Raw genomic sequence first — 23,254 nt, 5'->3', positions numbered from 1 at the left:
CTGGATTGCATGACCGACACCCCGGCACGGCTGCTGACCCTGCTGTCCCTGCTCCAGACACCCCGCGAATGGCCCGGGAGCGAGCTGGCGGGCCGGCTCGGGGTCAGCTCCAGAACCATCCGCCGCGACATCGACCGGTTGCGGGACCTGGGATACCCGGTGGAGGCCACGCTGGGCGCGGAGGGCGGGTACCGGCTGGTGGCGGGGGCGGCGATGCCGCCGCTGGTACTGGACGACGAGGAGGCGGTGGCCATCGCGGTGGGGCTGCGGGCCGGGGCCGGGCACGCGATCGAGGGCGTCGAGGAGGCGTCCGTACGGGCGCTGGCCAAGCTGGAGCAGGTACTGCCCTCGCGGCTGCGGCACCGGGTCAGCTCCCTGCAGTCGGCGACGGTCGCGCTGACCCGGGGGGACGGGGCCAGCATCGACCCACGGACGCTGACGACGATCGCCTCGGCGACGGCCGGGCAGGAGCGGCTGCGGTTCGCCTACCGGGCGGCGGACGGCGCCGGGACGCGGCGGCTGGTGGAGCCGAACCGGCTGGTGAGCACCGGGCGGCGGTGGTACCTGGTCGCCTTCGACCTGGACCGGGACGACTGGCGGACCTTCCGGGTGGACCGGGTGAGCGAACCCTTCCCGACGGGGGCCAGGTTCGCGCCGCGGGAGCTGCCGATGGACGCCGTGGCCTTCGTGGAGCGGGGCCTGCGGCACGGGCCCGGCGAGACGTACGAGGTGGAGCTCCACTTCGCGGCGGCGCCGGAGGCGGTGCCGGGGTGGGTGGGGGTCGCGGAGCCGGATCCTGCCGGGGGGTGTCGGGTGCGGTTCGCCTGCGGCGACGCTCCGGAGTGGCTCGCGGCGCGGCTCGCCCTGACGGGGCTGCCGTTCACGGTCCTGTCCCCGGCGTCCCTGGCGGCCACCGCCCTGACCCTCGGCACCCGCCTCACGGCGGCGTCCCCTTAACGGGGCGGGTGCCCTTCCGGCGTCCCGGCGGGGTGGGGGCCGGTGCGGGTGCCTCCCGGCGGCGGGGTGTGGGCCGGGTGCGGGTGCCTCCCGGCGGCGGGGTGTGGGCCGGGTGCGGGTGGCGCGCCGGCTGGCGCTGCCTCCGGCGGGCCCTCAAACGCCGGGCAGGCTGGATCTGGCCGGCCCCGCCGACCGATCAGTGACCCGAAAGCCCCACAGGGGCACACCCGGCCCGCAGGCGACACAGTCAGCCCGCCCGGCGATTGAGGGCAAGGCCGAGGGGCACCCGGGCCGCACGGGCACACCCGGCCGCCCGGGGCCACGTCAGCCTGCCCGGCGATTGAGGGCATGGCCGAGGGCACCCAGGCCGCACGGGCACGCCCAGGGCCACGTCAGCCTGCCCGGCGATTGAGGGCCCGCCGGAGGCACGCGCGGCCCGCAGGCGCGCACCCGGCCGGGGTCGACCCAGCCTGCCCGGCGATTGAGGGCATGGCCGAGGGCACCCGGGCCGCGCGGGGGCCGGGATGCCTGGTGCTGCCAGGGCGTGTGGTCGGGGTACGGGGAAGCCCCGGTACCTGGGGGGGATAGGTACCGGGGCCGTATGGGGGGGGTTACGCGACCGCGTCGAAGCCCGTGTCGCGGGCCATCCGCTTCAGCTCCAGTAGCGCGTGCTTCTCGATCTGCCGGATCCGCTCGCGCGTCAGCCCGTGCTGCTTGCCGACCTCGGTCAGCGTCCGCTCCCGCCCGTCCTCGATCCCGTACCGCATCTTGATGATCGAGGCGGTGCGCTGGTCGAGCTTGGCGATCAGGTCCTCCAGCTCCTCGCTCCGCAGCAGCGACATGACCGACTGCTCCGGCGACACGGCGGAGGTGTCCTCCAGGAGGTCACCGAACTGCGTGTCGCCCTCGTCGTCGACCGACATGTTCAGGCTGACCGGGTCGCGCGCCCAGTCCAGGACGTCACCGACGCGCTTCTCGGTGGTCTCCAGCTCGGCGGCGATCTCCGCGTGCTCCGGGTCCCGGCCGTTCTCACGGTTGAACTCGCGCTGCACCCGGCGGATGCGGCCCAGCTCCTCCACCAGGTGCACGGGGAGGCGGATCGTGCGGGACTGGTCGGCGATGGAGCGGGTGACCGCCTGGCGGATCCACCACGTGGCGTACGTGGAGAACTTGAAGCCCTTGGCGTAGTCGAACTTCTCCACCGCGCGCACCAGGCCCGCATTGCCCTCCTGGATCAGGTCGAGCAGGGGCAGGCCGCTGCGGGGGTAGCGACGGGCCACGGCGACCACGAGGCGCAGGTTGGAGCGGATGAAGACTTCCTTGGCGCGCTCGCCATCGGCGGCGAGCACTTCCAGCTCCTCCGTCGTGGGGAGCGCCTTCTCCGCGCGCTCCATCCGGCCGTCGAGGATCTGCTGGGCGTACACGCCCGCCTCGATGATCTGGGAGAGCTCGACTTCCTTCGCCGCGTCGAGCAACGGGGTGCGCGCGATCTCGTCCAGGTACATGCCGACCAGGTCGCGATCGGCTATCTCCCGGCCCACGGCGCGCGCGGTGCTGCGGCTGGAGGACTGACGACGGGCGACGGCGCGGGTTGCCATGCGTGCTCCCTAGCAATGAGTTCGGTCGCTGTGCGGCTGCTGCTGGTGTGGCGATGTAGCGGTACGGCTGGCTGCGGCCCCCGGAACACTCTCCCGAGTGCCCGCATCCGAAGGAAACAACGACTGGAATCGGGACAGAATTCCCGCGCCGCATCCCTTTTTCGAGATCTTGCAGTATCCTGCCCCGCCGCGAAGCGGTGCCGGAGTCGTCAGATCCCGCGGAGGCGCAGGTCAGGCCCGGAACCGAGGCCGCTCGAAGGGCTCGGTCAGCGCCGCCCCCGGCTGCACTTCCACCCCTGAAGACGGCCCGTACCGGGTTCTGGTTGCCTGCGCAGATGACCGGATTGTCCGCTGGAGTCCGCTGGAGGTCGGTGGAGGTCGGTGGAGGTCGGTGGAAACGGAGCGACCCCACCCCGTTCGCGTGCGAACGGGGTGGGGTCGTCGTCATTCCGCGGTCGCCCCGCGGTGCGCGCCCGGGCGCCCGGGCGTCAGTGCGCGATGACCGGGATCCTGTTCTCCGCTTCCGCGTCCGCGCCCTCACCGGTGGCCGTGGCCCCGGTGTCGGGACGGCCCGTGTTGATCAGGGTCAGCGCGATCAGCGAGCTGGCCGCCAGGATGCCGACCGCCCACCAGATCGCCGAGGAGTAGCCCTCGACCATCGCGCGGGCCTGCACCAGCTTCGCGGCGGCGCCGCCACCGGCCGCCTCGGCGGCGTGCGCGGTGAGGTACGCCGTGGTGGCGGAGGCGGCGATCGTGTTCAGCAGTGCGGTACCGATCGCGCCGCCGACCTGCTGCGAGGTGTTGACCATCGCGGAGGCCACGCCGGCGTCGGCCGGGTTCACCCGGTACGTCGCCAGCGACATCGCCGGCATGAACGCGGAGCCCATGCCCAGACCCAGCAGCAGCTGCGCCGGGAGGATCAGCGCGGGGTAGGACGAGTCCACTTCGAGCTGGGTCAGCAGCAGCATGCCGGAGGCCGCGACCAGGAAGCCGGGGCCCATGAGCAGCCGCGGCGGGACGCGGGTCATCAGACGGGCACCGATCTGGGTGGAGCCCGTGATCATGCCCACGATCATCGGCAGGAAGGCGAAGCCGGTCTTGACCGGCGAGAAGCCCTTCACGACCTGGAGGTAGTACGTCAGGAAGAGGAACAGGCCGAACATCGCGATGACGGCCAGGCCCAGCGAGAGGTACACGCCGCCGCGGTTGCGGTCCATCAGGACGCGCAGCGGCAGCAGCGGGGACTTCACCTTGGACTCGATCAGGACGAAGGCGCCCAGCAGGACGACCGAGCCGATGAAGAGGCCCAGGGTGAGCGGGTCGGTCCAGCCGTTCGACTCGGCGCGGGTGAACCCGTAGACGAGGGAGACGAGACCGACGGTGGACAGGACCACGCCCGGGATGTCGAGCGCGGAGCGGTTGCGGGTGCCCGCGGGCTCCCGGATGACCATCCAGGCACCGACGGCCGCGATGATCGCGAACGGGATGTTGACGAAGAAGGTCCAGCGCCAGTTCAGGTACTCGGTGAGGAACCCGCCGAGGATCAGGCCGACGGCGCCGCCGCCGCCCGCGATAGCACCGTAGATGCCGAAGGCCTTCGCCCGCTCCTTGGCGTCGGTGAACATCACCGCGAGGAGGGAGAGGGCGGCGGGCGCGAGCAGCGCGCCGAAGGCACCCTGCAGGGCTCGGGCGCCGAGCATCATCGCCTCGCCGCTCGCGGCGCCGCCCAGCGCGGAGGCCAGGGCGAAGCCGATGAGGCCGACGATGAAGGCGTTCTTGCGGCCCCACAGGTCGGCGATCCGGCCGCCGAAGAGCAGCAGTCCGCCGAAGGCGAGGGCGTAGGCCGTGATGACCCACTGGCGGTTGCCGTCGGAGATCCCGAGGTCCAGCTGGGCGGACGGCAGGGCGATGTTCACGATGGTCGCGTCGAGGACGACCATCAGCTGCGCCAGGGCTATGAAGACCAGCGCCCGCCAGCGACTGGGGTCAGCCTGAGGCAGGCTCGCGGCTGTTTTTGACATGGGGGTACCTATCTCACGGTGCGGAATGACGTAAAGGTGAATCAGCTGAGGCGAATGAGGTGAAGTGCGCTAACCAGGCGAATGACTGCGTTCCGGGCAGTGTTCGACGCTAGTGGGAGCGACCCCGGGCGTCACATGGTTTTCTGCCTGAGGTCTTCGAGCGTGGCCGCGGAGCCGGGCAGCACGGAGTGGCCCGGAGCCCGCAACCCGTCCAGGAAGAGCTGGAGATGGCGGTGCGCGAAGTGGTCCGCGTCGAGGCAGGCGATGCCCGGCAGCGGGCGGCTGAGCTGCGACAGCGCGACCATCAGGTCGCCGGCGGCGATGTCGGTGCGCACCAGGCCGGCGCGCTGGCCCGCCACCAGCAGGTTCTCCACGGCCTCGGCCAACGCGTCGCGCGCGGCGAGGAGTTCGGGGTTCTCGCGGTCGAAGTCCCCCGCGAGCATGGGGCACAGGGCGCCGATCCGCTCGTCGGCGGCGGCGTGCGTGAAGCGGCAGAGGGCCTCGAAGGCGTCCACCGGAGCCGCCGTCGCGGGAGCCCCTGATACGGGGGTGCCTGTCGCGGGATCCGCCGTCGCGGGGGCCAGCGTCGCGGGAGCCAGTGTCGCGGCCAGGGCGTCCTCGGCGTGGGCGGCGACCCGGTCCATGACGAAGAGGACGACCCGGTGCACGAGGTCCGCCCGCTCGGGGAAGTGCCGGTAGAGGGTGGCGTTGCCGATGCCGGCCCGCCGCGCGATCTCGTCCAGCGGCGCGTGCGCACCGAACTCGACGAACATCTCGCGGGCCGCCAGCAGGATCCGCTCGCGGTTGCGCACGGCGTCCGCCCGCGGACGCGGCACCCGCTCACCGGCGACCGGCGCGGCGCACGGGGTGGGTGCGGCGCACGGGATGGGTGCGGCGGCGGCCTCCGAAAGGCGCGGCGCGGCGGCCGGGGCCGCGAGCTCCGCGGGCGGGGTGCTCGACGAACGCTTCACTCCTGGCCTCCCTGGTCCCTGATTCCTGGTTCTTACGGTTCTCGGGTCTTCGGTAACCGGGGAGGCAGTCCCCGGTTACGTCGACTCACATGCAAACGGGGATTCGGTCCCCGGTTATTTCGCGCCACCATGTGACCTGGGTCACATCTCCTTCGGCCCCGCCCCGCCCGGATGGCCGCTCCCGACGCGCGGGCGCGCCGTACCCGTCAGAGGGTGGGCGCACAGAGCGCAGACCGGACCCGGCCGGCTGCCGCGGACCCGAAGGCGCTCTCCATGCCGCAGATCCGCCACCGGATACGCACACCCCGCCGCGCTAGTGCCTACGTCGGCCTCACCGCGCTCGCCATCGGCATCACGGCGACCGCGGGCGTCGGTATATCGAGCCGGACGCACACGGCGGCCGGCCCCGCGGCCGCGACGAACGAATCGGCCCTCGCGCCCTGCCGGATCTCCGGCGCCATGGGCGTGCAGCTGTCCGAGGGTCTGCCGACCGCACCCGGGTACTCCCGCTCGACCGGCGAGGTCCGCGCACTGAACCTGATGATCGACTTCCCGGACGCCAAGGGCGAGGGCTCGGCCCTCGACCGGCTGTCCGAGTTCTTCCCGCAGACCTCCGACTGGTTCCGCACCAGCTCGTACGGGCGCCTCAGCTACAAGCCCGAGGCCCCGATACGGACCTGGCTGCGGATGCCGATGCCGTTCGCGTCGTACGGCATCGAGCGCGGATCCGCCTACGAGCCCGGCTACCGCCAGCTCGTCGAGCACATAGCCCGGGCCGCGGACGCCCAGGTGGACTTCAGCCGGTACGACCTGATCAACATCCTGGTCACGCCGAACGCCGGACCGTCCGCCCTCGACACCGTGCTCTCGGTGACCTTCTCCGGCAACGGCGAGGCCCCGATCGCCGACGGCGTGCCGCTCGCGAACACGTCCTTCGTCTACAGCCGCCAGGACGACGGCTCCGGCTCGTACCGCGAGACGGGCTACCGGGTGCTCCCCCACGAGAACGGCCACGTCTTCGGGCTCCCCGACCTCTACACCCAGGACGGCGGGGGCAGCGTCGGCCACTGGGACATCATGAGCGAGGACTGGGGGTCCAACAACGACCTGCTGGGCTGGCACAAGTGGAAGCTCGGCTGGCTGGACGCGAACCAGATCAGCTGCGCCGCCAAGTCCGGCACCAGCGACCACATCCTGTCCCCGCTCGGCACCGAGGGCGGGGTGAAGCTGGCCTTCGTACCGACCTCGGAGAGCGCCGGCTACGCCGTCGAGGTCCGTACCCAGACCGGGAACGACGAGGCCGTCTGCAAGCCCGGGGTCCTCATCTACAAGGTGGACTCCGAGGTGGACACGGGCCGCGGCCCGGTCACCGTCGCCGACAGCACGGCCACCAGCGGCGGCTGCACCCGGCGGGCCAACGTGCACGGCGAACTCTCGGACGCGCCCTACAAGCCGGGCGAGACCTTCACCGACTCGGCGGCGGGCATCAGCATCTCGGTGGTCGGTGAGCTGCGCACCGGCAAGTACCAGGTCCGCGTGACCCGCCCTTAGGGCGGGCCACGCGGGTGGCCGGGGCGCGGGCCGGTCGGGAGGAGGTCCCGACCGGGTCCCGACCGGGCCGCGCCCCGCGGAACACGGGCCGGCCCCTCGACCCGGCCCCTCCCGACCTCCGGCCCCCTCTCCGGTCGCCGGCGCGCGGCGACAGTGGAAGCGCGGGAGGAGAACGCGTGAGGAGGACGTGCGAGCAGCTCGCGCGAGCAGCCCGCGCGAGCAGAAAGGGGAGCGAACGAGAGGGACGAGGGAGCCGGGATGAAGGCTTTCGTGCTGCGCCGGACGGGCGAGGTCGCGGTCATCGCCAAGAGCGTTCCGGAGCCGGGGCCCCATGAGGTGGTCGTACGGATCACGGCGGCCCTCCTGTGCGCCTCGGACGTGCGCGGCGCGCGCCGCGGCCTGCCCGCCGGACCCGACACGACCCTCGGCCACGAGGCCGTCGGCGTCGTGCACGCCCTCGGGTCCGAGGTCACCGGGCTGTACGTCGGCCAGCGCGTCGCCGTCGGCGGCGGCGGCCCGCATTCCGTGAGCGACGGCAGCCTCGCCGAATACGTCCTGGTCCCGTGCCCAGCGAGCCGCCCGGACGCCTCGAACGCCCCCGGCGCCCCAGACGCCACTCAGGCCCCGCAGACCACACCGGCCCGGGAGACCCTCACCCCGGTCCCGGTCCCGGACGCGGTCAGCGACCACCAGGCCCTCTACGCGACGGGCCCCCTCTCCGGCGGCTTCGCGGCCGCCGATCGCGCGGAGCTGCGCCCGGGCCACCCGGTGGCGGTGCTCGGCCAGGGCGCGGTGGGACTCAGCACCACCATCGCCGCGAGGCTGGGCGGTGCGGGCCCGATCATCGCGGTGGAGTCCCGGATCCGGCGGCAGAAGCTGGCCCTGCACTTCGGTGCGGACGTGGTCGTCGACCCCGCGTACGAGGACACGGTCGAGCGGATCATGGAACTGACCGGTGGGACGGGCGTGGACGTCGCGATCGAGGCGGTCGGGGCGGACGTCCGCCCCCACGCGGCGGACACCGCCCGTCGGATCGTGTCCCGGGGCGGCCGGGTCGTGCACGCCGGCTGCGCGGCGGACACCGGGCCCGAGGGCGCCCGTACCGGTCGGATCCTGCGGCTCATCGAGAGCGGGCAGATCAAACCGACCGCGATGACCACGCACGCCTTCGACTTCGACCGGGTCGAGCGGGCCTACGAACTGCTCGCCGGGCGCGCGGACGGGATCATCAAGCCACTGATCGTCTTCCCGCCCCCGGGGGCCGGGTAGTCCGTGGGGCCGAGTGGTCCGTGGGGCCGGGCAGTGCGTTCCCCCGGCCCGCTCCCCCGGCCCCGCTTCAGGCGATCCGGGCCACCGGGGTGGTCGCGGCGGCGGCGTCGTGGTGGATCGGGGTGTGCGCGCCCGTCAGCGAACGCCCACTGCCGCCGCGCCGGCTGGCGACGATCTCGGCGGCGATGGACAGGGCCGTCTCCTGCGGCGAACGGGCGCCCAGGTCGAGGCCGATGGGCGAGCGCAGCCGCGCCAGCTCCAGCTCGGTGACGCCGACCTCGCGCAGCCGCGCGTTGCGGTCCTCGTGCGTGCGCCGCGATCCCATCGCGCCGACGTAGGCCACCGGGAGCTTCAGGGCCAGTTCGAGCAGCGGCACATCGAACTTGGCGTCGTGCGTCAGCACGCACAGGACCGTACGGGCGTCCACCGAGGTGGCCGCCAAGTACCGGTGCGGCCAGTCGACCACGATCTCGTCGGCATCGGGGAAACGATTCTTCGTCGCGAACACCGGCCGCGCGTCGCACACCGTCACCTCGTACCCGAGGAACTTGCCCACCCGCACCAGCGCGGAGGCGAAGTCGATGGCACCGAAGACGATCATCCGCGGCGGCGGCACGCTCGACTCGACCAGCAGCCGCACCGGCCGCCCGCAGCGGGCCCCCTCCGCGCCGATCTCCACGGCACCCGTCCGACCCCCGTCGAGCATCGCCCGGGCCTCGGCCGCCGCGGTCGCGTCCAGCCCCGGATGTCCGCCGAGCGTCCCCTCGTACGTACCGTCCGGGTGCACGAGCAACGGGCGGCCCAGCAGTTCGGCGGGTCCCTCGGCGACCCGCGCGACGGCCGCCGCCCCACCCCGCGCGGCCACGGCGAGCGCGGCCTCGAACACCGCGCGCGCCCCGCCGCCCACGAGGACCGGGGTGACCAGAACGTCGATGGTCCCGCCGCAGGTCAGGCCGATGGCGAAGGCATCGTCGTCGCCGTACCCGAAGCGCTCCTGGACGGTTTCGCCGTCTTCGAGCGCCTGCTGGCACAGCTCGTACACCGCGCCCTCCACGCACCCGCCGGAGACCGAACCGATCACGGTGCCCCCGCTGTCGACGGCGAGGGCCGCTCCGGGCTGCCGGGGCGCGCTGCCGCCGACCGCCACGACCGTGGCGACGGCGAAATCACGCCCCTGCCCGGCCCACCGGTGCAGCTCGTCGGCGATGTCCAGCATGCTCGGTCTCCGCTCTGCCGTCCGCGGTCGGCGGCCCGCGGCAGCGGGAAGGGCCAGGTCGCCCCCCACTTTCCGACAACTCCCCCGATTGCGCGAGCGGATGTCCGCCTTCCCCCACGACTTCGCCACTTCCGGCCAGCCACCCGCGGGGCCCGATGACCGCGCGCCGTCGACCGACTGGGTAGCCTGCGCAGTTGATCAGCACGTATACGCACGTCTACGCACGGGGGACACGGGCATGGAACGGCACATCGAGTTCGACCGGCTGCACAACTTCCGCGATCTGGGCGGCTACCGCACCGCCGACGGGAGCACCCTCGGCTGGGGGCGGCTCTACCGCGCGGACTCGCTCGGCAAGCTCGCCGGGGACGACTGGGAGCGGTTCCTCGGACTCGGCATCCGGACCGTCATCGACCTGCGCTACCCGTGGGAGATCGACGCCAAGGGCCGCGTGCCCGAGGTCGATCGTTTCGCCTACGCCAACTTCAGCATCGAGCACCGCCCCTACGACCAGGCCGAGATCGACCCCGGGGTCGACCCCTGGCGCTACCTCGCCGACCGCTTCGCGGAGGTCGCCGAGGACGGCGTCGACGAGATCCGCCGCGCCATCGAACTGATCGCCGCCGATCCCGGCCCCACCGTCTTCCACTGCACCTCCGGCAAGGACCGCACCGGGCTCATCGCGGCCCTCGTCCTCACCCACCTCGGCGTCCCCGAGGAGCAGGTGCTCGCCGATTTCGCCCTCACCGAACTCGCGACCGCCCGCCTCGCCGACGACTGGCGCGCCGCCCACCCCGACCGCACCCTGAACTGGCCCTCCTACGGGCGCGCCCCCGCCGAGGTCATGGAGCTGGTGCTGGCCGACCTGAGCGCCCGTCACGGCTCGGTCGACGCCTATCTGACCGACCGCGTCGGGATCACCACGGCCACCACCGCGGCCCTGCGCGCCCGCCTCCTGTCGGCCTGAACGGAACGCACCGGGGACCCCCGGCGCAGCCCCGCTACGGCAGCAATCCGTGCGACCACGCCCAGCACGATCCGCTAGGCTGTCGCCGACGGGCCCGCCTTCGTAGCTCAGGGGATAGAGCACGGCTCTCCTAAAGCCGGTGTCGCAGGTTCGAATCCTGCCGAGGGCACGCGAGACACGTACGACGAAGACCCCCCGACCGTTCGCGGTCGGGGGGTCTTCGTCGTGTCCGGGGCCGCGGGCCGAGGGCCGAGGACTCAGGGCTCAGGGCTCAGGGGTGGGGGGTCGGTGGGAGCGGTGGGGGCGGGGTCAGGGTGAAGGTGGCTTCGGCGCCGCCTTCGGGGCGGTTCGTGAAGGTCAGGGTGGCGGACAGGGCGCGGGCCTGGCCCGCGGCGATGGTCAGGCCCAGACCGTGGCCCTTGTTCATGCCCTCCGTGCGGAACCGCTGCGGTCCGCTCGTCAGCAGGTAGTCCGGGAAGCCGGGTCCCGCGTCCGTCACCGTCACCGTGGCGGCGTCCACCGTGACCGTGACCGGGGCCGCCCCGTGCTTGTGGGCGTTGGCGACCAGGTTGCCCAGGATGCGTTCGACCCGGCGGTGGTCCGTCTCCACCACGCGGGAGGACAGCACGGTCAGCCGGGTGTCCGTGCCCGAGGCCCGGATCGTACGGGCCGCCAGCTCGGCGAGGTCGTAGGAGTCCAGCTCGGGGCGTTCGCTGCGGGTGTCCAACCGCGATATCTCCAGCAGGTCCTCGGTCAGGGCGCGCATGGCCTGCACCCGGTCCCGTACGAGCTCGGCGGGGCGGCCCGGCGGGAGGAGTTCGGCGGCGGCGTTGAGCCCGGTCAGCGGGGTGCGCAGTTCGTGGGCGACGTCGGCGGTGAAGCGGCGTTCCGCTTCGAGCTTGCGCTGGAGGGACGCCGCCATGATGTCCAGGGCGTCGGACACGGCGGCCACCTCGTCCCGGGCCCGCGCCGCGTCGTCGACCCGCGCGTCCAGGTCGCCCGCGCTGATCCGCCGGGCGACCTGGGCGGTCTGGTGGAGCCGTCGGGTGATGCGGGTGACGCCGACGGCGCCGATGAGGAGGGTGCCGCCGATGGCGAGGACCGACGAGCCGAGGATGGCCCGGTCCAGGTCGGCGATGGTCTGTTCGCTGGCGCTGTAGTCGACGGCGGCGGCGATCACGCCGTCCCGGTCGGCGGGTCCGGCCGCCCACATGACCCGCTTGTCGCGCAGTTCGCCGACGCGGGTGCCGCGCCGCCCGGTCGACGCGTACGCGCGCAGCTCCGCGGGCAGGGCCTTGGGGTCGATGCCCTCGCCGCGGGGGGTGCGCGTGCCGGCCTCGTACGCCTGCGTGATCCGGTCGAGGCGGTCCAGGGCCTTCTCGCGGGCGGCGCCGATGGTCTGGTTGGTCATGGCGCTGTGGACGAGACCGCCGAGGAGGGCGGCGAGGCCGCAGCACATGAGGGTGATGAAGACCGCTGCCTTCCAGGTCAGCGTCGCCGTCCAGGCCGGGAGGCGGATCCGGTGCCTCATCAGCGGGACTCCCGGTCCGGGCGGATGATCTCCGTCAGGCGCGGCAGCAGGGCCTGACGGCTCGGGCACCAGCTCCACACCTCGCGCTTCTCGGTGCCCGGCGCGCCCTCGTGGGTACGGACGATCACGTCCCGCTCGGCCAGCTCGATGCTCACGGCCCGCTCGTAGGTGTTCATGATCCTCAGGACCCGGCCGTCCCGGCAGGCGTAGATGCGAAGGTTCAGGACGTCCGGTGACACCCCGAGGCCGAGGATCAGCTCGTCCTCGCCGTTCCCCGTCAGATCACGGTAGTGCGCCGAGTGCAGCGGGCACCCGGCAGCCCCCGGCTGCTCGCAGCCGCCCAGCTCCTCGACGAGCCGATCGCGTTCCCGCGGGTCCCCGCGGTGGCCCGGTTCGGCCAGCAGGTCGGCCGTGACCAGCTCCATAGGGTCCACCGCGTACATGCCCCCGTCGCCGTCCGCGAAGCCGGGCACGGCGACGCCGACCGGGCGGTCCCCCGCGTCCGCCGCGCCCGCGTCCGGCTCGGCGGGCGGGCGCTCGGGCCACAGCCGGTACGGGCCCTGCGCACGCGCCGCAGGTCGCCCGCGCTCGCCCACCACGTCCTGCTCCGCGCCGCAGCCCGCCAGGGCCGGGGCCAGGGCCGTGACGGGCAGGGCGAGGAGGGCGAGCGCGGCGGCCGCGCGCCGGGGGCGCGGGGTGCGGCGGGGGTTCGGGGCGGGCGGGTCCCCGGGGGTCGTGCTCACGCCACGAGGTCGCCGTAGAAGATGACGTTGTTGGTGCGGTGGCCGTCCTTGATCTCGCCGCCGCAGGTCAGCAGGCGCAGCTCGGGGCGGGTCGTATCGCCGTAGACCTTGTCCGTCGGGAAGTCCTTCTTGTTGACGTCCTCGATCTCGCGGATCTTGAACTTGGCGGTCCTCCCGTCCTCGCGCGGCACCTCGACCAGGTCACCGAGCCTGATCTTCTCGACGTCCTTCATCAGTGCGGGGCCGTACTTCGTGTCGAAGTGCGCGACGAGCACGGATACGCCCTGCTCTCCCGGGGCCGCCCCGGCCGCCCACCACCCGGGCGCGTCGGCCTCGGTCTCGGCGTCGGGCACGCCCAGCTCGCCCGCCGCGTCCACGGTGAGGTCCACCATCTTCTTCGCGTCCACCCCGGCCGCGTCGATCTTCATCCCGGTGGGCCGGGACCTCGGCAGTGCGTGCGCCGCGTTCGACACGGGCTCGGCGGCGGCCGCCGTGCTGGCGACCTTCGGGTCCGGGGCCGGCCGGCCGCCGGACCCGGCCCCGCAGGCCGCCAGCGCCCCCGTGGCGGCGAACGCCACGGCAGTGGTGAGGACCCTCCGGCGGGTGCGGGTGCTGGTGCTGGTGTGGGTCATCGAGGTACTCCGGGCGGGGACAGGGACGGGGCGGGACGGGGCGGTACGGGGCGGTACGGGGCGGGGTCAGCGGCTGGAGCGGCCGCGGCGCAGCATCGCGAAGCCGAGGCCCGCGGCGCCGACGGCGGCCATGCCCGCGCTGCCGGCGATCAGCGTGGTGCTGCTGCTCGCCACGCCGACGCCCTCGGCTCCGGCCCGTACCGGACCCTTCGGCGTGACCGTCGTCGTGGCCGTGGGCTGCGGGGCCGGGGCGGCGGGCCCGGTCCGGGTCGGCGCCTCGGCGGCGACGGCGGCGCCCACGGGGAGGGCCAGGGCGGTCAGGGCACCGGCGGCGACGGCCGCGGTACGGAAGGTGGCGCGCATGAGTGGTTCCCCTCGTCGGCGTCGCCCGTGGTCTCGGTCCGGGTCCGGGCCGACCACCCGTTCGAGCGGTTGTCCGGCGTGCCGGATCTCCTGGCGACACGAGAGACGTTACGAGGGTCATGTTCTGGTCACCCCTCGGCGAGGTAACAGTTCGCCGGATGCGTGAAGGCGAAGGCGTTAAGGGCCGCGGCGAGTCATACCCGAGGACTCCTGAACGCGCTCCCCCCTAGGCCTTAAGGACGAGAGAGGGAGGAGAGAGGGACGGGAAAGGGACGGGACGGGAAAGTCCTCCCGACCGATGGTCGGGAGGACTTCCGAGCGCCACCACGGTCCCTCCGTCAGCTGAGGCCCCTGCTGCGCTCTCCGATGCGGTCGCCCTGCGGGGTTCCCGACCTCTTCAGGGCTGCCTTCGTGTGCGCTCCGCCCTTCACCTTGCTCCGCAGTTCACCTTCGTAGCCGTGCCCCGGCCCCTTCGGCGCCTGGGCCATCTCCAGCGCCTTGGCGACCGCCGCACGGAAATCCTGCTTCTGCTCTTCGCTCATCCCGCCGTCAACTCCCTCGGGGGGCATTCCATCGACATCGACCAAACGGCTCATCGGACCTATATCGGGCCTATGGGGATCGTATGCAGATATGAGGATGAACGCACCTGGGCGGACCACGCCCCCTCGCAGCGCGGCTACGGCAGCTCGGGCGTTCCCACGACCGTGCGGACCAGGTCCTCCGGGCAGGGCGTGCCGCGCGGCAGCTGGTACTTCGCCGCCACCCGGTACTCCCCCGGCGCCGGGACCAGCAGCTCGGTCCACACGTCGCCCGAGTCGTCCGGCTCCGCCTTGAAGAGGCAGCCGGAGGTGTTCGCGTACTCCCTCGGCGGCTTCACCGCGCCCTTGACGGTCGCCGCGGCCCGCGCCTTCGAGGCATCGGTCTCCTGCGGCGGCTCGACCGGCTTGCCCGCGGCGTCGACCAGGCCCAGCCAGGGCGAGTGGGGGATCCGTACCAGCACCCGGCCGGGCTGGCGCACGTCGACGACCAGCTGGTCCGCGCCCGCGCGGACCACCGTCGCCGGGCCCGAGACCAGCGCGGTCGGGCTGTCGACCTTGAAGAGCTGCCAGTTCGCGTCGCCCCACACCTGCTGGAGGTACGGCAGGCCCGCGCGCACCAGCTTCGCCTCGGCCTCGCCGCCGTTGTCGGGTTTGTCGGCGGGCAGCACCACGTAGTGCACGGCCCAGCGCTCCAGCCAGGTCCGGTACGTGTCGGCGGTGAGCGTGTCGTCGTAGAAGACCGGGTTGCGCTCCAGGTCGGCCTGCCGGTTCCAGCCGCGGGCGAGGTTCACGTACGAGGGGATCGCCGAGGACTCGCGGTGGCTGCTGACCGGGACCACCTCGACCCGGCCGCGGTCCGCGCCCGCCTTCTGCAGCTGGTCGATCAGCGGGGCCAGCTCGCGGTTCCAGGAGGCCACGGGGGTGGTGCGGACGATGTCCATCACGCTGTTCGTGCCGATCCAGACGCTCACCCCGACGACGGCCGACACCAGCACCCACCAGCGGCGCGAGCGCGGGAGCGCGTGCGGGAGGGCCGCGACCAGGACGGCGCCGGCGAAGAGCATGGCGAGGCGGGTGACGTTCGAGCCGATCTGGGAATCGATGGCCCAGGTGAGGAAGACCCCGAAGGCGTAGACGGACGCGGCGATCCGGACCGTCGTCCACCCCTTCGGTACGAGGACCGCCGCCAGCACCCCGAACAGGAACGGCAGCCAGGCCGATCCGAACCCCATCGGCTGCGTCCCCGAGAAGGGGAACAGCCACGCGGAGAGCCCGACGACGGCCACCGGGGGCAGCCCGATGGCGTACGCGCCCGGGCGCCGCCCGCTCAGGAACAGGGCGGCCGCGATCACCCCGAGGAAGAGCCCGGCCACCGGGCTGGACGCGGTCGCGAGGGCCGCCAGCACCGCGGCGACGGATGCCTTGGCCCAGCGCCGCTCGGCCCATTTGCGGGGCCAGCAGAAGGCGGCTGCGACCGCGCCGAGCGCGAAGAGGACCCCGAGCCCGAAGGTCACCCGGCCGGATACCGCGTTGCAGAACAGCCCGAACAACCCGGCGAGTGCGGGCCACAACGGATGCCGCACGGCGCCCCGGCAGCGGGTCAGGACCAGCGCCAGGAGGGCCGCGGAGACGGTCCCGGCGATCATCATCGTGGTGCGGACGCCGAGGACGTGCATGAGGTACGGCGAGACGACGCTGTAGGACACCGGGTGCATGCCGCCGTACCAGGCGAGGTTGTACGCGGAGTCCGGGTGGCGGCCGACGAACTCGGCCCAGGCGTCCTGGGCGGCGAGGTCGCCGCCGCTGTTCGCGAAGCTGAAGAACCAGGCGACGTGGACGAGGGCCGCGAGGGCGGTCGTCACGCCGATCGGGTGCCGGTGTCCGAAGTCGACCGCGGCGCGGCACCGGATCCCCAGCCGGCGCCGGAGCCCGGACCGGCCCGGACCCGGGCCGCCCGGTATCCCGGGCTCCCCGGGGTCGCCCGCGGCGCCGTCGCCGATGCCGTCGCCGATGCGATTGCCGTCGCCGATGCCGGCATCGGCGCCACCGTCGTCCCGGTGGCGGCCGCCGTCCTGCGTCTGCGTTCGCGCCGGCTCATGGCCCTGCTCAGCGGTGGTCACTGCCGCACTCCCCAACATCCGTCCCGGTGCCAAGACGCGACCCGGCGCCCCGGGGTTGCCCGGAGCGCCGTGAGCCCGTCCCGCACCTGCTGTCAGCCGACGCGCGTCAGCTTGCTGCCGATGCCCGGCGCGGCCAGCTCGCGCTGGAGCGCCACCGGCACCTTGACCTGGCTGGCACCCTCGCCGACGGTCAGCACGCCCACCTGGGCGCCCGCCTTCGCCGTCTCCGGCAGCTTCGTACCGCCGTCACCCAGCTTGACGGTGACCGTGAGTCCCGACCACCCGACGGCCTGGACGTCCGCGGTCGCGACGACCGGCGTGCGACCGCCGAGCCCGTCGTCGACGTACCCGACGACATCGCCCTTCTTCACGACCGTCGCGCCCTGGAGCGACTTCTGGGTGGCGATCAGCAGCTTCCGGCTGGCGTCGACCACCGTGTCGATGATCGGCGGCTTGTGCTGGCCGAGGACGGCCCCGACGATCAGCTGGTTGGTGTTGCCGACCTTCTTCTGCGCGGCGAAGAGGAGGTTTCCGCCCGCCTTGGTCGTCGTACCGGTCTTGATGCCGAGCGAGTCGTTGTAGGGGACCAGTCGGTTCCAGTTGGGCCACGTCTTGCCGGAGGGGTCGACCCAGCTCGGCTTCCTCGTGATGTCGAGCAGCGCGTCCATCTCGACGAGCTTGAGACCCAGCTTCACCTGGTCCTCGGCGGTGCTGACCGTGGTCGCGTCCAGACCCGAGGGGTCCGTGTACGTCGTGTTGGTCATGCCGAGTTCCTTGGCGGTGGCGTTCATCTTCGCGACGAACGCCTCCTGGGTGCCCGAGTCCCAGCGGGCCAGGAGCCGTGCGATGTTGTTGGCCGAGGGGATCATCAGGGCCGCGATCGCGTCGTACTCCGTGATCTTCTGACCCTCCTGGACCGTGTCGAGGGTCGACTCGTTGTCCGTGGAGTTGTTCTTCTTGCCCTCGGTCTCGGCCGTCTTGTCGATGTCGATCATCTGACCCTTTTCCCCCTTCTTGAAGGGGTGGTCGCGCATGATGATGTACGCCGTCATCGACTTGGTGACGCTCGCGATCGGTACGGGCTTCATCTCGCCGGACGAGCCGAGCGTGCCGAGGCCCGCGGCGGCCATGTACGCCTGCCCCTCGGTCGGCCAGGGCAGATCGGGCTTGCCGCCCTCGAAGGCGTACGAGGTCTTCGCCGTCATCTTCAGCGTCGGGGCGGGCAGCGGGCGCACCAGCTGGACGATGCCGAGGATGACCACCAGCAGGACGAGCAGCGGCGCGTAGATCTTGACCCGGCGCACGGTGGTGCGCATCGGGCTGGGCGGCGGGGGCGGGTTGTTCGTCAGCTCGGCGAGCAGGTCGAGCGGGGGCCGGGGCGGGAGCGGCTGCTGCGTCGTCCGCTCGGAGCCGGTGTGGGTGACGGGCGGCTTGGGGGCCACGGGCGCCGCGGGCCCTGCGGGCGGCTTCGGCGCCGTGGGCGGGGTCGCCTTGGCCGGTGCCTTGGGCTCCGCCTTGGGACCCGCCTTGGGACCCGCCTTGGGCTCCGCCTTGGGACCCGCCTTGGGTGCGCCCTCGCCGCGCAGCGGTACGAAGGTGCTGGCCCGCTCGCCGGGCTCGCCGCCGGCCTTGTCGCCGCCCTTGTCGCTGCCCTTGTCGCTGGCGCTGGGCTTGGTGGTCGACGGGCCGGTGCCGGTGGTCCGGCCCGTGGCGTCGGCCGGGGCCGCGTCCGGGCGGACGGCACGGAAGACGGCCGTGCGTTCGTTGTCGCTCGGGGCCTCGGGCTTGGGCTCCGGCTTGGTTTCAGGCTTGGCCGGACCCTTCGCGTCCGCGGGGGCGGCGTCGGGGCGGACGGCGCGGAAGACGGCGGTGCGGTCGCTGTCGGCGGCGGCGGCCGGAGCCTTCGCGGCCGGCTTCTCGACCGGCTCGGCTTCCGGCTTCGCTTCCGGCTTCGCGTCGGGCTTCGCGTCGGGCTTCGCGTCGGACTTGGCTTCCGGGCGGACCGCGCGGAAGACGGCGGTGCGGTCGCTGTCGGCGGCGGCGGCGGCCGGAGCCTTCGCCTCGGGCTTCGCTTCCGGCTCGGCGTCGGGCTTCGCGTCCGGGCGGACCGCGCGGAAGACGGCCGTGCGCTCGCTGTCGGCAGCGGCCGGAGCCTTCGCGGCCGGCTTCTCCACCGGCTCGGCGGCATCCGGCTTCGCTTCGGGCTTCGCTTCCGGCTCGGCGTCCGGCTTCGCTTCCGGGCGGACCGCGCGGAAGACGGCGGTGCGGTCGCTGTCTGCGGCGGCCGGAGCCTTCGCGGCCGGCTTCTCGACCGGCTCGGCGGCATCCGGCTTCGCGGCGGCGGGGGCGGGGGCGGCGGAAGGTGCTGGGAGGCGGGGGTCGAGGCGCGAAGCGGAATCCCGCTTCGGAGAACTTCCACCGACGCCGGTGTTGCGGCGGAAGGCCTCGAACACCGGCGGCGCCTCCTCCGCGGGAGCCGGTGCGGCGGCCTTCTCGGAATCCTTGGCGGGCAGCCGGAACACCGAGGTGCGCTCGGGGTCAGCAGTTTCGTCCGAGGAAGCGGAATCCTCGGGAGCATCCCGCTCGGCACCCTTGGCCGGGGTCGGCTCCGACTCGGCCGGAACCTCGTCAGCCGCGTCCGCCGCGTCCGCCGACGCCGAAGCGGAATCCAGGTCGGCTTCCGATTCCGGGTCCGCGGCGCGGGCCGAGGGGGAGTCCGTACGGGCGGCCTCGGGCGCGTCGGCCTCGACCGCTTCCGGCTCGCCCGCATCCGCGTCGGCGTCCGCGGCGCCCTCCGCGTCCGGCTCGTCGGACTTCCCCACCCACGCCGCAACCGCGGCGCGCAGGGGATCGTCCTTCCCTTCGGGAGCGGCCTCCGGATCCCGGGGGCGGAACACCGACAGACGAGGGTCGGATTCCGCCGCCCCCGCGCCTTGCTTTACCGACTTGTCGGGGGACTCGCCCGCCACCAGTTCCTCCTCGATCGACGTCCGGCCGCTACCCGGACCGCTGTCCGAACCGTCTAACAGTGTCCCGTCTAGGGGGCATCGCCCCCGTGCTAGACGAGTACGACATACTTGCCGGTTCCCTCACAAAGCGACCAGGCACTCTCGACAGATGAATGTGAGAGGGGTCACCCTGTCACTCATCCACGCGGGGAGGCATGGATGGGCAGGAGCCGCAGAACAATTCCGGAGGAGCTTCTGCTGCTCGCTTTGGACCCGGCAACGGGCACCACGGCGCAGCCGCAGTCGCTCGACCTCGGCCTGGCCGGGGCACAGCTAGTGGAGCTGGCTCTGGCAGGACGGATAGCCCCAGACGGGGATCGTATCGCCGTGGTGATGCCACGGCCGACAGGAGATCCGACCCTGGACTCCGCACTGGAACTGCTGCGCCGTCGCGGCAGCCCGGTTCGGGCGGTCCACTGGATCGGCGGACCCCGACTGGGGCTCCGCCAGGTGTACCTCGCTCACCTGGAGCGTTGCGGCATGGTGCATGCCGTCGCGGGCCAGATGTGCGGGGTTCTGCCGACGACTCGCTACCAAGCGACCGACACGACGATCAGCCGGGAGATCCGTGCCCGGCTGGACAGTGCGATCCGCACCGGTGTACCGCCGGACCCGCGGACCGCGGCGCTCGCCGCGCTGGCCCACGCGGTCGGACTCGGCAAGCACCTCTACCCCGGCAATGAGGGGCGTTCGTCCAGGTCCCGCCTGCGGGACCTGATTCGACACGACCCCATGGGCGGCCTCGTGGCGCACGCCGTGATGGACGTTCAGAACGGTGTGGCCGCACAGCCGCGCCGCGACCGTGCTCCGGCACCGGCTTCGCAGCCGACCGCCCGCGCGACAGCGACCAGCGTTCCGCTGCAACCGCGCCGCACGGGCGCGATGGCCCGGGCCGCCGCGCACTGATCCACCGCGCCACGCACCACGGTCCAACGCACCACGGGCCCAACGCATCACGGGCCCGACGCGCCACCGAACGACCGCACCAACGCAGAACGCACGAACGCGTCACCGGTACACCCCACCGGGCGGCGCGCGACGCACGACGAACGCCACGGCCGCCACCGGCATCCCCCAAGGACCCGGTGCGGACACCGCCAGCGCGCGGGGTGGCGGGGCCGGTCCACCGGCACCGCCACCCCGCGCGCCTGCGTTCCCAGGCACCACAGGGCCCCCGGGAACCACTGGCGCCCCACCGGCATCGCCGGGCCCCACCGGCCCCGCCCGGCACCGTCCGCGCCACCACGCGTCCCGCGTCCCGGGTCCCGCGGAACCGTTCCGGCCCGTTCCCCAGCGAGGCCGCGCCCTTCGATGGCAGTCTGCTCATCATCAGACACGCAGAGAGACAGTAAGCAAACAGCAAGCAAGCGGAGGTGCCGTAATCGTGGCGTCCAATGTCAACCCCACCGTCCGACGCCGCCGATTGGGCATGGAGCTGCGCAAGCTCCGTGAGGACAAGGGCATGACGGCCGAACAGGTCGCCGAACGCCTGCTCGTTTCCCAGTCCAAGATCAGTCGGCTTGAGAACGGCCGCCGTTCCATCAGCCAGCGCGACGTCCGCGACCTGTGCGACGTCTACGAGGTCGAGGACCGCCGGCTCGTCGACTCCCTGATGCAGATGGCCAAGGATTCCCGCCAACAGGGCTGGTGGCACGCCTTCGGCGATATCCCGTACAGCGTCTACATCGGCCTGGAGACGGACGCGGCCAGCCTGCGGACCTACGAGCCCCAGGTGGTCCCGGGGCTGCTCCAGACACCGGAGTACGCCCAGGCGCTGATCCGCGGCGCGCTGCCGGAGACCGCGCCGGTCGACATCGAGAAACGCGTACAGGTGCGGATGCACCGGCAGAAACGGCTCTCGGAGACCGACAACAGCAACGTCGACGTCGGTCCGCTGCGCCTGTGGGCGGTCATCGACGAGGCCGCTCTGCGCCGGCGCGTGGGCGACGGACAATTGATGGTCCGACAGCTGGAGTACTTGATAGAGCAGTCGGAACAGCCGTACGTCACCGTCCAGGTGATGCCCTTCTCCATGGGCGCGCACCCCGGCGTGAACGGCCAGTACGCGATTCTGGAATTCCCGGACGCCTCCGACTCGACGGTCGTGTACATCGAGGGCGTCACGAGCGATTTGTACCTGGAGAAGGCGAATGACGTCCAGAAGTACAGCGTGATGTACGAGCACTTGCGCGCCCAGGCCCTGAATGCGGACCAGACGCGGGAGTTCATCTCCGACATCATCAACGACCACGCGGGCAAGCGTCGATAAAAGTGGAGCAAACCGGGCAGGTGGCGCTGGGCGCCGGTACGGTACACCGTCACCACCCGGCCATGGAAGACCTGGCCTGAATATGCCATCCGGACGGGTGAATGGCCCCTTCACCCGTCGGGCGGTGCCGGTAGCGTCGATCACGTCAGCCAGGAACAGGAAATTGGCTGGCGTCAATTCGGAACGACTCGCTGAACCGGAGAAAAACATGGCTATTCGACTGGGCGCCACGGAAAACTGGACGAAGTCCTCGTACTCCGGCGGCAACGGCGCGTGCGTCGAAGTCAAGTCCCCCGTCACCGAGGCCATCGCGGTCCGCGACTCGAAGGTGCAGGACGGTCCGTCCATCGCCTTCGCGCCGGGTTCCTGGACCTCGTTCGTCAACGAGGTCAACGAAGGCCGGCTGGGACAGCTCGTCTGAGCCTCACGACGAGCTCCCCGACCGACCTGCCCGCACCACCGGCAGGACCCGTAGGACCGGCAGGACCCGCAGTAACCGCAGGACCCGCAGTACTGACTGGAGCCCTCTCGACTGGCCCGCCGTCCCGGCCGAGGGGGCTCGGCCATGTCCGCACCCCCGGCCGCGACCAGGGCCGGGGCCGCGGCCGGCGCCGGGGCCACGACGCCGTCGCCCTAGCGGAGCTGGTCGACGTACCGGTCCGTCCCCGGCACGGTCGGGACGAACGGCGCCACCAGCTCCACCTTCCCACCCGGCCCCGCCGCCGCGATCTCCGCGTCCAGCCCCTGGAAGCGGTCCCAACAGGTGCGCGGGTCGGCCTCCAGGAACCACAGCAGCGTCAGCCGGGTGTCGACCCCCTCGACCTGCTTGACGTACGTCATCCGGTCGCCCGGCAGCGGGGTCGGCCGGAAGACCGTCACCATCGCGGCCGGTGAGCCGTGCAGCCGCTGCGGCAGGTGCCGCGAGCGCAGCCACTCCAGCAGTTCCGCCCGCTGCTCGGGGCCTTCCGTGTCGATGACCTGGAGGACGAGCCCGGCGTACGGGTGGTCCATCGCGTGGTAGTCCCGGGGCCCGGCGGCCCCGTCGCGGTAGACGGTCGCCTCGTGGTCCTGGAAGGCGGTGAAGACGTGCGTGCGGTCCTGGTAGACGCGCCCGTCGCGGTTGAGCCGCTTGTTGATGCCGACGGTCCACTTCATGTGCTCGTCGTAGCGGCCCTCGGTCACCCAGTACGTCGAGAGGTAGCAGCCGGCGGTGACCGGCTGGGCGACGGCCGACTTCTCCGGGTAGCGCAGCTCCTGGAGTTCGCGGGTGGCGACCCAGCGGCGCCCGGCGAACATCCACGGCATGGCCATGGCCCCCGCGTAGTAGTGGTCGTCCTCGTACCAGCGGTTGTACGCGAACTCGTGCCCCGGGTGCGGCTCGACCATGGTGATGAGCGCGTGGCCCGGGTGGACGCCGTAGGGGCCGACCGACGCGAGCGCGGCGTAGTCGTCGGGGCGGGTGTCTTCTGTCGTCATGGGACCGGTCTAGCTGATGA

Annotated in this window: 19 protein-coding genes and 1 tRNA gene; 8 read left to right on the top strand and 12 right to left on the bottom strand. The window is 72.6% G+C overall.

Annotation, left to right across the window (positions count from 1 at the left end):
- Positions 1 to 9 precede the first annotated feature (9 nt).
- On the top strand, positions 10 to 957 hold the full coding sequence (locus ACIBEA_RS24060; protein ID WP_399264155.1) for a helix-turn-helix transcriptional regulator: 948 nt from the start codon (positions 10 to 12) through the stop codon (positions 955 to 957).
- Between the two features lie 611 nt (positions 958 to 1,568).
- On the opposite strand, the gene ACIBEA_RS24055 is transcribed toward ACIBEA_RS24060, so the two are convergent.
- From ACIBEA_RS24055 to ACIBEA_RS24045, 3 genes are all read right to left on the bottom strand, one after another.
- Positions 1,569 to 2,555: an RNA polymerase sigma factor RpoD/SigA gene (locus ACIBEA_RS24055; RefSeq protein ID WP_399264153.1), complete on the bottom strand. Its 987-nt coding sequence runs from the start codon at positions 2,553 to 2,555 to the stop codon at positions 1,569 to 1,571.
- A gap of 488 nt (positions 2,556 to 3,043) precedes the next feature.
- Positions 3,044 to 4,576, bottom strand: a complete 1,533-nt coding sequence (locus tag ACIBEA_RS24050; RefSeq protein ID WP_399264151.1) for an MFS transporter — start codon at positions 4,574 to 4,576, stop codon at positions 3,044 to 3,046.
- Between the two features lie 131 nt (positions 4,577 to 4,707).
- Entirely contained in the window at positions 4,708 to 5,463 is a 756-nt protein-coding gene (locus ACIBEA_RS24045; protein WP_399264406.1) for a TetR/AcrR family transcriptional regulator, read from the bottom strand.
- Positions 5,464 to 5,820: 357 nt separating this feature from the next.
- Between ACIBEA_RS24045 and ACIBEA_RS24040 the strand changes: the two genes are divergently transcribed.
- Together ACIBEA_RS24040 and ACIBEA_RS24035 are read left to right on the top strand one after the other, a co-directional pair.
- Positions 5,821 to 7,098 (top strand): M6 family metalloprotease domain-containing protein, encoded by a 1,278-nt coding sequence (locus tag ACIBEA_RS24040; RefSeq protein ID WP_399264149.1) that lies wholly within the window; start codon positions 5,821 to 5,823, stop codon positions 7,096 to 7,098.
- 258 nt (positions 7,099 to 7,356) lie between these two features.
- The gene (locus ACIBEA_RS24035; protein WP_399264147.1) at positions 7,357 to 8,367 is read left to right on the top strand and encodes a zinc-binding dehydrogenase; all 1,011 of its coding nucleotides are present in this window, start codon (positions 7,357 to 7,359) and stop codon (positions 8,365 to 8,367) included.
- 67 nt (positions 8,368 to 8,434) lie between these two features.
- Here the strand turns inward: ACIBEA_RS24035 and ACIBEA_RS24030 are convergent, their stop codons facing one another.
- Entirely contained in the window at positions 8,435 to 9,583 is a 1,149-nt protein-coding gene (locus ACIBEA_RS24030) for an XdhC family protein (protein WP_399264145.1), read from the bottom strand.
- Positions 9,584 to 9,821: 238 nt separating this feature from the next.
- On the opposite strand from ACIBEA_RS24030, the gene ACIBEA_RS24025 reads away from it, so the two are divergent.
- Positions 9,822 to 10,550, top strand: coding sequence for a tyrosine-protein phosphatase (locus ACIBEA_RS24025; protein WP_399264143.1), 729 nt, complete (start codon positions 9,822 to 9,824; stop codon positions 10,548 to 10,550).
- 96 nt (positions 10,551 to 10,646) lie between these two features.
- A tRNA-Arg gene (locus ACIBEA_RS24020) sits at positions 10,647 to 10,719 on the top strand.
- 102 nt (positions 10,720 to 10,821) lie between these two features.
- Here the strand turns inward: ACIBEA_RS24020 and ACIBEA_RS24015 are convergent.
- The 7 genes from ACIBEA_RS24015 to ACIBEA_RS23985 all read right to left on the bottom strand — a co-directional run bounded on the left by ACIBEA_RS24015 (position 10,822) and on the right by ACIBEA_RS23985 (position 19,378).
- Positions 10,822 to 12,081 (bottom strand): ATP-binding protein, encoded by a 1,260-nt coding sequence (locus ACIBEA_RS24015; protein WP_399264141.1) that lies wholly within the window; start codon positions 12,079 to 12,081, stop codon positions 10,822 to 10,824.
- On the bottom strand, positions 12,081 to 12,824 hold the full coding sequence (locus tag ACIBEA_RS24010) for a hypothetical protein (RefSeq protein WP_399264139.1): 744 nt from the start codon (positions 12,822 to 12,824) through the stop codon (positions 12,081 to 12,083). The genes ACIBEA_RS24015 and ACIBEA_RS24010 overlap by 1 nt, the downstream gene beginning before the upstream one ends.
- Complete coding sequence (locus tag ACIBEA_RS24005; protein ID WP_399264137.1) at positions 12,821 to 13,456, bottom strand: sortase domain-bontaining protein; 636 nt, start codon at positions 13,454 to 13,456, stop codon at positions 12,821 to 12,823. Before ACIBEA_RS24005 ends, ACIBEA_RS24010 begins: the two co-directional genes overlap by 4 nt.
- Before the next feature lie 66 nt (positions 13,457 to 13,522).
- On the bottom strand, positions 13,523 to 13,819 hold the full coding sequence (locus ACIBEA_RS24000) for a hypothetical protein (protein WP_399264135.1): 297 nt from the start codon (positions 13,817 to 13,819) through the stop codon (positions 13,523 to 13,525).
- Between the two features lie 338 nt (positions 13,820 to 14,157).
- Positions 14,158 to 14,361, bottom strand: coding sequence for a hypothetical protein (locus ACIBEA_RS23995; protein WP_399264133.1), 204 nt, complete (start codon positions 14,359 to 14,361; stop codon positions 14,158 to 14,160).
- 137 nt (positions 14,362 to 14,498) lie between these two features.
- Positions 14,499 to 16,499 (bottom strand): MFS transporter, encoded by a 2,001-nt coding sequence (locus ACIBEA_RS23990; RefSeq protein ID WP_399264131.1) that lies wholly within the window; start codon positions 16,497 to 16,499, stop codon positions 14,499 to 14,501.
- Positions 16,500 to 16,573: 74 nt separating this feature from the next.
- A complete protein-coding gene (locus ACIBEA_RS23985) occupies positions 16,574 to 19,378 on the bottom strand; it encodes a hypothetical protein (protein WP_399264129.1) in 2,805 nt (934 codons plus the stop codon).
- 270 nt (positions 19,379 to 19,648) lie between these two features.
- Here ACIBEA_RS23985 and ACIBEA_RS23980 point away from each other — a divergent pair, with 270 nt between their 5' ends.
- The 3 genes from ACIBEA_RS23980 (at position 19,649) to ACIBEA_RS23970 (ending at position 22,179) form a co-directional block, all read left to right on the top strand.
- Positions 19,649 to 20,395: a GPP34 family phosphoprotein gene (locus tag ACIBEA_RS23980; RefSeq protein WP_399264127.1), complete on the top strand. Its 747-nt coding sequence runs from the start codon at positions 19,649 to 19,651 to the stop codon at positions 20,393 to 20,395.
- 478 nt (positions 20,396 to 20,873) lie between these two features.
- Complete coding sequence (locus ACIBEA_RS23975; protein ID WP_399264125.1) at positions 20,874 to 21,758, top strand: helix-turn-helix domain-containing protein; 885 nt, start codon at positions 20,874 to 20,876, stop codon at positions 21,756 to 21,758.
- A gap of 208 nt (positions 21,759 to 21,966) precedes the next feature.
- Positions 21,967 to 22,179: a DUF397 domain-containing protein gene (locus ACIBEA_RS23970; protein WP_354380417.1), complete on the top strand. Its 213-nt coding sequence runs from the start codon at positions 21,967 to 21,969 to the stop codon at positions 22,177 to 22,179.
- A 212-nt stretch (positions 22,180 to 22,391) separates the two neighbouring features.
- Here the strand turns inward: ACIBEA_RS23970 and ACIBEA_RS23965 are convergent, their stop codons facing one another.
- Positions 22,392 to 23,234: a hypothetical protein gene (locus tag ACIBEA_RS23965; protein WP_399264123.1), complete on the bottom strand. Its 843-nt coding sequence runs from the start codon at positions 23,232 to 23,234 to the stop codon at positions 22,392 to 22,394.
- Positions 23,235 to 23,254 lie beyond the last annotated feature (20 nt).

It is taken from the genome of Streptomyces sp. NPDC051555 (assembly GCF_044454405.1).
Lineage (GTDB): Bacteria > Actinomycetota > Actinomycetes > Streptomycetales > Streptomycetaceae > Streptomyces.
This window is presented reverse-complemented; position numbering and strand designations above follow the sequence as displayed.